Genomic DNA, 12,946 nt, shown 5'->3' on the forward strand with positions numbered 1-12,946 from the left:
ACCGGGGCGGATCAGCTGCCGGAGACGGCGACCGTCAGCAGCAGCGACCTCGGCTTGATGCGAAAGCCGCCGTCACTGTCCAGCCTGCGCACATTCCGGGTCGCCTTCTCCAGCGAGGTATCCACCAGCACCCGCCATCCGGCGCAATCCTTCGGCGGCGACGGCGTCCTGCACTCCACCGCCTGGTCCGAGGCATTGAGTATGACGTAGAAGGTATCGTCATATTCGGGGGCACCGCGTTCGGTGAGGTGGTAATGTCCGGCCTCGCCGCTCAGCATGAAGGCCAGCGTGCGCCTTTCGCCGTCCTGCCAGTCGGCGTCCGTCATCGACTCACCATCCGGACGCAACCAGGCGATATCCCGGGTTTCGGTCCCGGGCACACTCCGGCCGTGAAAGAAGCGTGAGCGATGAAATACCAGATGGTCCCGGCGCAGTTGAATGAGGCGGCGGACGAATTCGAGCAGATCCTGGTCCGGCCCGCTCAGGCCCTCCCAGTCGAGCCAGGCAACCTCGTTGTCCTGGCAATAGGCGTTGTTGTTGCCGTGCTGGGTATTTCCGATCTCATCGCCGGCCAAGATCAGGGGCAGGCCCTGGGAGATCAGCAGCGACGCCAGTAGATTCCGCCGCTGGCGCCGCCTCAGCCGGTTGATCGCGTCGTCGTCAGTCGGTCCCTCGACGCCGCCGTTCCAGCTCAGATTCTCATCCATGCCGTCGCGGTTGTCCTCGAGGTTCGCCTCATTGTGCTTGTGGTCGTAGCTGACGAGATCCTGCAGCGTGAAGCCGTCGTGCGTGGTCACATAATTCACACTGGCCCAGGGCCGGCGTCCGCGGCGTTCGTAGATATCACTGGAACCCGACAACCGTGAGGCCAGTTCCGGGAGCTGCCCCGGGTCACCGCGCCAGAAACGGCGCAGGCAGTCACGGTAACGGTCATTCCACTCCGCCCAGGGCGGTGGAAAGTTCCCGACCTGGTAGCCGCCCTCGCCCGTATCCCAGGGTTCGGCGATGAGCTTGACCGTAGACAGCAGCGGATCCTGGGCCACGGCGTCCAGAAAATTGGCCTGCTCGCTGTACTCACCGTTGACTCTCGCCAGCGTCGTCGCCAGATCGAAGCGGAAACCGTCCACGCCCATCTCCTCCACCCAGTAGCGCAGCGAATCGGTCACCATGCGCAGCACATTGGCATGCCGCAGCTCCAGCGCATTGCCGGTCCCGGTAAAGTCGTTGTAATAACGCGGATCGTCCTCCATCAGGTAGTAATAGCTCTGGTTGTCGATACCGCGCAGCGACAGGGTCGGCCCGAGATGGTTGCCTTCCGCCGTGTGGTTGTACACCACATCCAGCAGCACCTCGATGCCGGCATCGTGCATCAGCTGCACGAAGGTCTTGAACTCATCGATATTGCCCTGACTGAGATAATCGGAATGGGGCGAAAAGAAGCACAGCGAGTTATAACCCCAGTAATTGCGCAACCCCGCTTCGACCAGATTATGGTTGTGAACGAAGGCATGTACCGGCAGCAGCTCCACGGCCGTCACGCCAAGCCGGGTGAGATAGTCTATGATCGCCGGCGAACACAGGCCCTCGAAGGTACCCCGAACGGACTCCATCACCTCGGGATGCTGCATGGTGAAGCCCCGCACGTGCATCTCATAGATCATGAGTTCATGCCAGGGCGTCACCGGCGGCGGCTGCCCGCCCCAGGTGTAGGACGGATCTATCACCACGCATTTCGGCATGAAGGCGGCGCTGTCACGGCTGTCGAAGGACAGATCGGCCTCCTTGTGACCGAGTTCGTAGCCGAACAGGGCCGCATGCCATTGCAGGTTTCCGGACAATGCCCTGGCATAGGGATCCAGCAGCAGCTTGTGATGGTTGAATCGGTGTCCGGCGGCCGGATCGTACGGACCGTAGACGCGATAGCCATAGCGCTGGCCCGCGCACACATCCGGCAGGTAACCATGCCAGACCTCGTGGGTGTATTCAGGCAGCGCGATCCGGGCCAGTTCCTGTTTCCCGCTGGCGTCGAACAGGCACAGCTCCACCTTCTCCGCATGCGACGAGAATATGGCGAAGTTAGTGCCGGCCCCGTCCCAGGTGGCGCCGAGGGGATAGGGCAGTCCTGGCCAGACACGATAATCTCTTGAATTCATAGCGGTGTTTTCCGTTGCATATAGCCGGGCAGTCTGTCGACCACTCAGGCCATGCGGTAAAGGCCCGGGCGTGAGCAATCCCAGCATAGACCGGAATCCGGCGCAGTGCATGCGCCCCTTCATGAATCCCCGCTATTAGCCCACGCCCGCCCTGACAGCTGCGCCTGCATCTTCTATAAAGGGATTGTCGGTCGAGAAAAATCATCCATTCATGCCATCCGATCACTCTCCGCGGGAGCACACTATCGATATCGACCTCGACGCCAAGGTCGCCTTTCTGAGCCAGCCGCGCAATTACTGCCACCCCGTCTGCCCGAGTGGGGTGGAGGTCATTCAGACCCACATGTCCTGGGTATTCATGACCGACCGTGAGGTCTACAAGCTCAAGAAGCCGGTGCGCTTCAGCTTTCTCGACTTCAGCACCCTGGAAGCCCGCCACCGGGACTCCCTGGAGGAGGTGCGGCTGAACCGGCGGCTGGCACCCGACGTCTACCTGGGCGTCCAGGCCCTGCGACAGAATCGCGCCGGACAACTCCAGCTCGACGTCGACGGTGAACCGGTGGAATGGCTGGTGCGGATGCGGCGCCTGCCGGCCGGGCGCATGCTCGATCACGCCATCCGGGCGGGGACGGTCGAGGACGATGATGTCCACCGCATCACCCGGGTGCTGGCGGATTTCTACCGTCGGGCCGCGCCGGTGCCGATGCGCTTCGCGGACTATCGGCAGCGCCTGCGCCGGGACATCGAGATCAACCGGCGCGAACTCCTCACAGGTGACGCCCACCTGCCCCGGGCACGGATCGAGGCGCTCACGGACGCCCAGTTCGGCTTCCTGGATCAGGCAGCCGAACTGCTCGAGGCCCGCTGCCGGGAACGGCGCATCATCGAGGCCCACGGCGACCTGCGTCCGGAGCATGTCTGCCTCACCCCCACCCCTGTGTTCATTGATTGTCTGGAGTTCAACCGCGCCTTCCGGCTGCTCGACCCGGCCGATGAACTCGCCTTCCTGGCCATGGAGTGCGAATACGCCGGCGCCGCCTTCATCGGCCCGCTCCTCTTCGCCACCTATGACGACATCACCGGCGATACGCCGCCCGCCTCCCTGATCGCCTTCCACAAGTCCTGCCGCGCCACGCTCAGGGCACGGCTGGCATTCGCACACCTGCAGGATCACGGCGACTCGGAGCATCCCCGCTGGATCGAAAAGACACGGGGCTATCTGGATCTGGCCGAGCAATACAGCCGTTGCCTATAACAAGCCATTATCCCCTCTCCCGCGCAAACGGGTGAGAGGGAACTGTTTTTTACCTGACAGTTGTAAAAAATTCTCCCGGCAAAAGAACCGGCCTTATACCGACAGGAGCCGGTGAGAATCTGAGCCACAATGCTGGATTGCACCGGTGGTGAACTCCTGCCAGGCATGTGTAGGAGCGGGCTTTGCCCGCGAATGTTCGCGGCCGAGGCCGCTCCTACAGACAGGGTTTTTGCAATGATTGGGGTCATGCTGCCGGGTCACGCCTGCGCAGTAGGCTCGCGGCCGTCTGACCGAGAACCAGGGGAATGAGACTGGAGCCGAGAATAACCGGCCAGTGCCCGGGGGCAGGCGGCGCCACCCTGAGTACTTCTGCAACCCGGGGCGTGTACAGGGCGCCGACCAGCAGCAGACCGCACAGCGCGATGGCGCACCAGACCCAGGGATTGCCGGTGATGTCGTTGCGGAACACTCCCATATCCAGTGAACGCATGTTGAAGCTGTGCCACAGCCGGGCGAAACCGTAGGTCAGAAAGGCCAGGGTCACGGCCTGTTCCACATCCAACTCCAGCACCTGCAGCGCATAGGCAAACACCGTCAGCAGCGCGACGGCCATCAACAGGCCGAAGCCGGCGATCGCCCACCAGTGCCCTGAAGTCAGGATCGGCTCGCGTGGATCCCGCGGCGGGCGCCGCATGACCGCGCGGCTGCCCCGCCCCACGCCCAGTGCCAGCGCGGGGAATACATCCAGCAACAGATTCAGAAACAGGATCTGCAATGGCAGCAAGGGCAGCGGCGCGTTGACCAGCGCCGCCGCCGAGACGCCGAGGATCTGACCCAGGTTGCCCGACAGCAGATAGACCACGAACTTGCGGATATTGTCGAAGATTATCCGCCCCTGCTCGATCGCCGCGACGATGCTTTCGAAGGCATCGTCGACCAGCACGATGTCGCTGGTTTCCCGGGCCACCTCGGTGCCGCGCCGCCCCATCGCGATGCCGATATCGGCCTGTGTCAATGCTGGCGCATCGTTGACGCCGTCGCCGGTCATGGCCACCACCTCACCCTGCTGCTGAAATCCCTCCACCAGGCGCAGCTTCTGTTCCGGCTCCACGCGGGCGAACACGCTGGTCCGACCGATGCGCTCCCTGGCGGACACCGCCCTCTCCGCCGGCGACAGCTCCTCGCCCATCAGCACCTCGGGCCGCGGCGAGTCGACGATGCCCACGGCGTACGCGATGTTGCCCGCCGTCGCCGGGTGGTCGCCGGTGACCATGATCACGCGAATACCGGCCTCGCGGCAGCGGGCAATGGCCGCCGCGACCGTCCGCCGCGGCGGATCGTACAGTCCCACCAGACCCAGCAGGATCAGTTCCCGGTATGGCGGCGCATTGGTGTCGGCAACGCGCTTCTCCGCCAGCGCCAGCACCCGCAGGCCGTCGGCGGCCAACTGCTGGTTGCGCTCGCGCCATCGCTCACGGCCGGTCTCGTCCAGAGCCATGAGCTCACCCCCTTCGTTGCGCACCCGGGTGCAGGCAGCAAGCACCGCCTCGGGGGCACCCTTGACCTGCACCAGCACGGCCTCATCGGCGCTGTGGTAGGTCGCCATCTGCCGGGTCTCGGGATCGAAGCTCTCTTCACGCTGCTCCGGAAAATCCTCCCGCAGCGCGTCCGGCTCAAGGTCCGCGGCCAGCCCCGCATCGAGCAGCGCCACTTCGGTGGGATCGCCCCGCGCCTGCCCCTCCTCCTGCACCGCGTTCGAGCACAGCATGCCGGCTTTGAGCACCGCCATGAGATCCTCCCGCCGGGCCGGATCCAGCACCGTCTCCCCGTCACGGAACTCCGCCCGCCCGTCCGCGCGCGACAGCTCCACATCGCCCGTGGGCAGTGCAAGCCGGCGCAGGACCATGCGGTTCTCGGTCAGGGTCCCGGTCTTGTCGGACAGGATCACGGTGGTCGCGCCCAGGGTTTCCACCGCCGCCAGGTGCTTGATCAGGGCATTGCGCCGCGCCATGCGCCACATGCCGCGTCCCAGCGCCACGGTCGAGACGATGGGCAGACCTTCGGGGACCGCAGCGATGGCCAGGACGATGGCCGTCTCCACCATGAGAAACAGCTCCTTGCCGGCCACGATGCCGGAAGCGGCTACGGCCACGCCGATGACAACGACCAGGTAGATCAGCCGCCTGGCCAGCCGTTCGAGCCGGCGCTCCAGCGGCGTTGCGCCTGTCTGTGCCGACTCCACCAGGGCCGAGATGCGGCCGATCTCGGTGTCCATGCCGGTGGCGACGGTCACCCCTTCCGCTTCGCCGCGGGTGACGGCCGTGCCGCTGTATACCATGCTGCTGCGCTCGGCCAGGGGAACCTCGTCCACCGGATCCGTCGCCTTGGCCACCGGGACCGACTCACCGGTGAGCGCGGCTTCGTTGCACTCCAGGTTCTCCGTCTCTATAAGCCGCAGGTCCGCGGGCACCATCTCCCCCTCCTGCAGCAGAACGATGTCGCCGGGCACCAGTTCATCCGCGGGAATCTCATCGATCCGGCCGTCACGCCGCACCCGGGCCTGCATCCGACCCATGCGCTTGAGGGATTCTATCGACTCCCGGGCGCGCCACTCGGTAACGAAGCCGATCACGGCATTGATGAGCAGAGCGGCGGATATCGCCACCGCCTCCACCAGGCGGGCAAACAGCGCCGCCAGGATCGCCGCGATCAGCAGCAGGACGACCACCGGACTGGTGAACTGGTCGAGCAGGATCCGCCACGCCGGGATCTGCTCCATCTCACGCAGGCGGTTCGGGCCCGATGTGGCCAGCCGCTCGGAGGCTGCCTGCGCACCGAGCCCCTTTCCCGGCTCGACGTCGAGGCGGTCCAGCACCTCCTGCGCGTGCTGGCGGTAAACCGGCGGCTGGTCCGATCCGAAATGCGGGTCGCTGTCCGTGTTGTTATTCATGTTCGTGTTAACAGCTGTCTGCCACACCCGTAATGGCCGTGTAGTTAAAGTTGGGATGCGGGAGCCCGACCGACATCGGCTCGGGGTAGCCGGACCTGCACTGCGTCGCAGGGAAGCCGTGCGCCGGCGGTTCCGCTTTCACTCCCCGGCGAGCAGCCGCACCAGCGACCCGCCGCTGTGCATCCGCCGGATGGCCTCGGCGAACAGGGGTGCGCTGTCGAGCCGGGTCAGCCTGGCATGGACGGCCGCCGACTCCAGTCGCAGCAGCGGCAGGGTATCGGTCACGACCAGATCTTCGATGGCAGGGGTGGCCAGCACGCGGTCGGCGGCGCCGGTGAACACGCCGTGGGTGGCCGTCGCCCATACCCGCGCCGCGCCCTGGTCGATGCATGCCTGCGCCGCCCGCGCCAGGGTCCCGCCGCTGCTGATCAGGTCATCGAGCAGAATCACCTGACGGTCGGCGACCTCGCCCACCAGCATCCGGCCGCTCACCACCCCGGCGCTGCGCCGCTTCTCCATGAAGGCCCCCTCCACCGGGCGCTCCAGACGCTGCTCCAACGCCAGGCGGAACAGCTCGGCCCGCTTGATGCCGCCCACATCCGGCGACATCACCACCACCGGCGCATCGGCCTCCAGATGGCGGGAGAAGTGATCCAGGAACAGCGGCCGGGCCTCCAGATGGTCGGTGCGGATGCGGAACGCGTTCTGGAAGGCCGCCAGATTGTGCACGTCCATGGTCATGACGCCGTCCACTCCGACCGCCTCGAACAGGGCCGCCACGTAGCGGCTGGTAACCGGGTCCCTGGACTTGGTCTTGCGGTCCTTGCGGGCATAACATAAATAGGGGACCACGGCCGTGACCCGCGCCGCAGCGGCATCGCGCAGGGCACCGAGGAAGAACAGCAGGCGCACCAGCCGGTCGTTGACCGACTGTTCGGCATCGCCGTACAGTGACTGGATTACATAGACATCACGCCCACGCACACTCTCCAGCGGCCGGGTCTTGTGCTCGCCGTCCTCGAACTCCCGCTCCTCGTGCGCGCCAAGAGATGTCCCCAGCGCCGCCGCCACCCGCCCGGCGAACTCGCAGCCGGCATTGAGGGAGAACAGGGCAAGCGACGCGGGATCCGGCATGGTCGACATTCAGGCCCGGTGCGCGCCGAGGTGGCGGCCGAACCAGTCCCGCGCCAGTCCGGCCACCGCCTCCAGCTTACCGGGCTCCTCGAACAGATGGGTCGCGCCCGGCACGATCTCCAGTCGGCATTCACCGTGCAGCCGGGCAGCGGCCTCGCGATTCATTTCGATCACGGCATGATCCAGGCCGCCGACGATCAGCAGTGTCGGGGCCTGTAACCGCGGCAGATTGTCCAGCGCCAGATCCGGCCGGCCGCCGCGTGACACCACGGCCCGGACCACCTGCGGGCGGTCGGCCGCCGCATTCAGGGCGGCGGCGGCGCCGGTGCTGGCCCCGAAGAGGCCGAGCGCAAGACCGCGAGTGATGGCCTGGCCGCTTGCCCAGTCCACGACCTCAGCGAGGCGGTCACTCAGCAGGCCGATATCGAAGCGCAACTCACGCGTCTGCTCGTCGATGACCTGTTCCTCGGCCGTGAGCAGATCGAACAGCAGGGTCGCCAGCCCGGCCGCGTTCAGCTGCTGCGCCATCCAGCGGTTGCGCGGACTGAAGCGGCTGCTGCCGCTGCCGTGGGCGAAGACCACGATGCCGGTTGCCGCGGCGGGAATGCCGAGGTCCCCCTGCAGCACCGCTCGGCCGACCGGGATCTCGATTTCATCGGGTTGAATTTCCTCTTCCATGTCGCCTTCCTCACAGCTCCTCTGGGGCGAGTCCATCCAGCGCTTCCGGCAGCGCCGGGGTGCGAAACCAGATCAGGGTGCTTCTGCCATTGGCCGTATCGATACGCAGCCCCTGATGCTGATCGTTGACCCGCAGGCGGAACAGCTTCATGACCGGACCGGCCGGGACGGTGATTGCCTCCTCACCTTCTCCGACCTCGATCACCAGCTCCATTGCCTCTCTGCGTCGGGCGAGCGTGACCCGGCGCAGCGGCTGCTCCCGACTGATCGTCTTGCCTTCGCGCTCCGGCTGCGATGGCGGCGGATCCAGTCGGGCCGTGGCGATATCTGTCACCGTGACCAGCCAGCCGTGATGCGCGCGGTCGAATGTCTCGCAGAATTCCGGCCACTGCGCAACGGGTACCTCAATCTGTTTCAAACCCTCCATGACATCACCCCGCGCCGCTGCGGTCCTGGGTCTGGGCCTGGGCCTGCCAGGCGGACTGCAGCAGGGTGCGGACCTCCGTGTCGCTGACCTGACCGAAATCCCGGTACCACTGGCCGATCGCCATGAAGGGCTCGGGGGTTTCGAGGCAGATCACCTCGTCCACCTCCCGGCGCAGGCCGGCAATGGTCTGCGCCGGTGCAACCGGCACCGCCGCCACGAGGCGGGCCGGCTGCTGCGAGCGCAGCGCCGCCACCGCCGCCCGCATGGTCGCGCCCGTCGCCAGGCCGTCATCGACCAGAATGACGGCCCGGCCCGCGATATCCGGCCGCGGGCGGTCGCCGCGATAGGCCTGTTCCCGCCGCTCCAGCTCACGCTGTTCCTCGGCCACAGTCTGCTCGATCACTTCGTCGCTGATGTCCAGGCCGGCCACGATGTCCTCGTTGAGCACCCGTGCGCCACCGCTGGCCAGCGCCCCCATGGCGAGTTCGCGCTGTCCCGGCGTGCCCAGCTTGCGCACCAGGACGATATCCAACGCCACGCCGAGAGTACGGGCGATCTGGTAGGCCACCGGCACCCCGCCGCGCGGCAGCGCCAGTACGATGACATCGCTGCGTCCCCGGTAGTCGGCCAATGCCTCGGCCAGCTGGTCACCTGCAACCCGGCGGTTTTCAATCGGCAGTTTCATCACTAATGGTCCTTCAATATGATATTGCCTAATACTAAAGTGCTTTCTCAGTGCGCAGGTTGGGCTGAACAACGTGAAGCCCAACAGCAGGCCGCGGGATTGTTGGGCTTCGCTGCGCTCAGCCCAACCTACGGTCTGTAATACCCCGCCGCGGCGTTGCCGCCCATTCGGCAGTGTTTCTAGTTCATGACCTCCAGCCGTTCGTCCACCTCGCCGGCCAGGGCCTTGAGCGCATCCGCGATCATCACCGGATAGGCGGGTTCGCTCCGCAGCTGCCGCAGATGCGCCGGCAGGCGTTCCAGTTCCTTCGCGCTGCGCGTGCGCAGCGTCTTCAGCGACTCGGGAGAATGCAGGCGCCGGCCGTCCTGCATCACCGGCTGCAGCAACGGCTGCCCCTCTTGCACGTCCCCTTCCCGGGTCAGGATATCCCGCTGCATCCGACCCCCGGCGTCATACTGGCGATAGACCTGCTTGCGCCCCGGCCAGGTGGCCTTGTTCTCGGAACGCTTGCGCCGGGCCCGGCCGGCATATTCCTCCAGCTTGTAGGCGCAGTCCAGATAGGGGGCATCGTTGGAGGTATCCAGATGGGTGCCGATGCCGAAACCGTCAATCGGGGCGCCGGCGTCCAGCAGCTCCCGCAGCGCGTATTCATCCAGACTGCCGCTGCTGAAGATACCCACCTCCCGCAATCCGCCCGCGTCGAGGATGGCGCGCACCTGTTTGGCATGCGCGACCAGATCGCCGCTGTCGATGCGCACGGACCGGATCCCGATGCCTTCCTCGCGCAGCCCGGGGGCCAGTTCCACCACCTTGTGGGCAGCCGCCTCTGTATCATAGGTGTCGATCAGCAGGACCACATTCTCCGGACAGGAGCGGGCGAAATGGGCAAATGCCGCCTCCTCGACGTCATGGGCCTCGATGTAGGAGTGAGCCATGGTGCCGAAGCTGGGAATGCCGAACTGCATGTCGGCCAATACTGTCGCTGTGCCCGCGAAACCGGCAAGATAGCTGGCCCGGGCCGCCAGCAGGCCGGCCTCGGCACCGTGGGCACGGCGCAGCCCGAAATCCACCAGTGTCCTGTCCGGCGCCACCAGCACACAACGCACGGCCTTGGACGCGATCAGGGTCTGGTAATGCAGCAGGTTGATCAGCCGGCTTTCGACCAGCTGCGCCTGGGGCAGGGGCGCGGTGACGCGCAGAATGGGTTCATCAGCGAAGAACACCGTCCCCTCCGGCATGGCATGCACATCGCCGGTGAAACGCAGCCCCGCCAGACAGTCCAGCAGTTCGCGGCTGAACCTGCCGCTGGCCGCGAGCCAGTCGTGCTCCTCGGGACTGAGCTGCAGGGCTTCCAGAAACTGCAACGCCTGCTCCAGGCCGGCCGCGACCAGAAAACCGCGCGGCCCGGGCAGCTTGCGGACGAACAGTTCGAACACGGCGGTCTCCGTCATGCCGTGATCGACATAGCTCTGCAGCATGGTCAGCTGATAGAGATCCGTGAGCAATGTGCCGCGCATGGGTTCCATCATTGCTGCACCTCGCATCATGGTCATCGGGCACCGAGCTTGACCGGCCTGGCACCAAGCGATTCCATTTCCCGTTCAGCGCGATCGCCGTCACCGGGCTGCACATCCACCGCCCGGACCGCATCGCGCAGCAGCATCACGCCGAACCCTTCATTCAGGGCGTCCCGAACAGTATTGAGCACGCAGTAGTCGGTGGCCAGCCCGCCCACGAACACCCGCTTCACACCGACCGCGTGCAGACGCGCGGCCAGGTCGGTGTCATCGAACCCGGAATAGGCATCCTTCTCCGGAGTCGTCGCCTTGGAGATGGTGACGGCGGTGGCGGGCAGCCGCAACCCCGGGGCGTATTCCGCGCCCTCGGTGCCGGCGATGCAGTGCGGCGGCCAGATGCCGCCCTGCTCCCGGAACGAACAATGATCCGGCGGATGCCAGTCGCGGGTCGCGTAGACCGGCAGTCCCCGCTGGTGAAACTCCCCGATATAACGGTTCAGCACCGGGACAACGGCGTCGCCCTCGCTGACCGCCAGACTGCCGCCGGGAAGAAAGTCCTTCTGCACATCGACAATCACAAGGGCATCGCCTTCCTGGAGTTGGCCGGGTTCGAACTCGATCATGGCTGCCCCTCGTTTGCAGTGCCGTGGATCAGGCGTCTCCTCCTCCCTCCTGCCCGTATCCGGAAGCGTAGCAGGCATTACGGAACAGAACAGACCGACATGGCCTGCGCCAGGTATCAGAATCGAATCCGGCTGTTACTGCACATCGCCGACAGGGATTGTCATGCCGATGATATCTCCGGCATTACAGCACTTCTGAATCGCCCTTCCGCGTCAGCCCGGACGGTAAAAATCTTGTGCTACGCTTGAATTACCTGATCCACTGGCTACTCCCTGCAGGAGACCGCGCTATGAAATTGACACTGAGTGTGATCAAGGCGGACATCGGCTCGATCGGCGGACACATCTGTCCCTCCGAGCGCCTGATGGACTCCGTCCACAATCATGTGAACGACCAGAGTGAGGGCCTGCTGCTCGATTATTACCTGAGCTATACCGGCGACGATATCGCCATCCTGATGACCCATGAACGTGGTCCGGGCGACGAGAAGATCCACAAGCTGGCCTGGGACGCCTTCCTCGCCGGCACCGAGGCGGCAAAGGCCGAGGGCCTGTACGGCGCCGGCCAGGATCTGCTCAAGGAGGCCTTTTCCGGCAATGTGCGCGGCATGGGGCCGGCCGTGGCCGAGCTGGAATTCGACGAGCGCCCCAACGAGCCGTTTCTGTTCTTCGCCGCGGACAAGACCGATCCCGGCGCCTATAACCTGCCTCTCTACCTCGCCTTTGCCGATCCCATGAACACGCCGGGGCTCATGCTCTCCCCCGGCCTGGCGGCAGGGTTCAGATTCGTGATCATGGACGTGAATTACACCGAGGCCGACCGGGTCATCGAACTCAACGCCCCGGAAGATCTCTACGATATCGCCACCCTGCTGCGCGATACCGAACGCTATGTGGTCGAATCGGTGTGGTCGCGCGGCAGCGGCGAGCAGGCCGCGGCGGTCTCCACCTCGCGCCTGCACAACATCGCCGGCAAGTACACCGGCAAGGACGATCCCGTGATGCTGGTGCGGGTCCAGAAGGACTTCCCCGCCACCGGCGAGATCCTCGAGCCCTATGCCATCGGCCCCTATGTGGCCGGCTGCATGCGCGGCTCGCACCAGATGCCGCTGATGCCGGTGCAGCTGAACTCCGGAATCAGCTATTTCGACGGTCCGCCCGTGGTCAGCTGCGCGGCTTTCGCCATGCATGACGGCAAACTCACCGAGCCGGTGGATGTCTTTTCCAACCCGTTCTGGAATACCGTCCGCGGGCATGTCGCCGACAAGGCGATAGACATGCGCCGCCAGGGCTTCTTCGGCGCGGCGATGCTGCCCATGAGCGAGCTGGAATACACCGGCATCATGAAAAAACTGGAAACACTGGACGACAGATTCCGGGTGCGGGATTGACGGACACTTCCCCTTGCGGCAACCGATCCGCGCAAAGAATGCTATTTTCAGTCAGGCAGCAACAAAACGGACAGACGCGACAATTCCATGCCGGTGACCGGTTGCAGTCACGCATCTTTGCCCGGCTCATATC

The 12,946-nt window shown here is 65.3% G+C and carries 10 protein-coding genes; 2 read left to right on the plus strand and 8 right to left on the minus strand.

The window, feature by feature from the left end:
• Positions 1-11: 11 nt before the first annotated feature.
• Complete coding sequence (gene glgX, locus D6C00_RS02765) at positions 12-2,153, minus strand: glycogen debranching protein GlgX (RefSeq protein WP_125180211.1); 2,142 nt, start codon at positions 2,151-2,153, stop codon at positions 12-14.
• A 211-nt stretch (positions 2,154-2,364) separates the two neighbouring features.
• Between glgX and D6C00_RS02770 the strand changes: the two genes are divergently transcribed.
• A complete protein-coding gene (locus tag D6C00_RS02770) occupies positions 2,365-3,408 on the plus strand; it encodes a hypothetical protein (protein ID WP_241546777.1) in 1,044 nt (347 codons plus the stop codon).
• A gap of 244 nt (positions 3,409-3,652) precedes the next feature.
• Here the strand turns inward: D6C00_RS02770 and D6C00_RS02775 are convergent, their stop codons facing one another.
• The 7 genes from D6C00_RS02775 to D6C00_RS02805 form a co-directional block, all read right to left on the minus strand.
• Positions 3,653-6,358 carry a cation-translocating P-type ATPase gene (locus D6C00_RS02775; protein WP_125180212.1) on the minus strand — a complete coding sequence of 902 codons (2,706 nt, stop codon included), beginning with the start codon at positions 6,356-6,358 and terminating at the stop codon, positions 3,653-3,655.
• A 138-nt stretch (positions 6,359-6,496) separates the two neighbouring features.
• Positions 6,497-7,492 (minus strand): ribose-phosphate diphosphokinase, encoded by a 996-nt coding sequence (locus tag D6C00_RS02780; RefSeq protein WP_125180213.1) that lies wholly within the window; start codon positions 7,490-7,492, stop codon positions 6,497-6,499.
• A gap of 9 nt (positions 7,493-7,501) precedes the next feature.
• Entirely contained in the window at positions 7,502-8,170 is a 669-nt protein-coding gene (locus tag D6C00_RS02785) for a dienelactone hydrolase family protein (protein ID WP_125180214.1), read from the minus strand.
• Positions 8,171-8,180: 10 nt separating this feature from the next.
• Complete coding sequence (locus D6C00_RS02790; RefSeq protein ID WP_125180215.1) at positions 8,181-8,597, minus strand: hypothetical protein; 417 nt, start codon at positions 8,595-8,597, stop codon at positions 8,181-8,183.
• Between the two features lie 4 nt (positions 8,598-8,601).
• On the minus strand, positions 8,602-9,282 hold the full coding sequence (locus D6C00_RS02795; protein ID WP_125180216.1) for a phosphoribosyltransferase: 681 nt from the start codon (positions 9,280-9,282) through the stop codon (positions 8,602-8,604).
• A gap of 179 nt (positions 9,283-9,461) precedes the next feature.
• Positions 9,462-10,811 (minus strand): nicotinate phosphoribosyltransferase, encoded by a 1,350-nt coding sequence (locus tag D6C00_RS02800; RefSeq protein WP_125180217.1) that lies wholly within the window; start codon positions 10,809-10,811, stop codon positions 9,462-9,464.
• A 20-nt stretch (positions 10,812-10,831) separates the two neighbouring features.
• Complete coding sequence (locus D6C00_RS02805) at positions 10,832-11,422, minus strand: nicotinamidase (RefSeq protein WP_125180218.1); 591 nt, start codon at positions 11,420-11,422, stop codon at positions 10,832-10,834.
• 290 nt (positions 11,423-11,712) lie between these two features.
• Between D6C00_RS02805 and fbp the strand changes: the two genes are divergently transcribed.
• Positions 11,713-12,813: a fructose-1,6-bisphosphate aldolase/phosphatase gene (gene fbp, locus D6C00_RS02810; protein ID WP_125180219.1), complete on the plus strand. Its 1,101-nt coding sequence runs from the start codon at positions 11,713-11,715 to the stop codon at positions 12,811-12,813.
• Positions 12,814-12,946 lie beyond the last annotated feature (133 nt).

The organism is Thiohalobacter thiocyanaticus (assembly GCF_003932505.1).
Lineage (GTDB): Bacteria > Pseudomonadota > Gammaproteobacteria > Thiohalobacterales > Thiohalobacteraceae > Thiohalobacter > Thiohalobacter thiocyanaticus.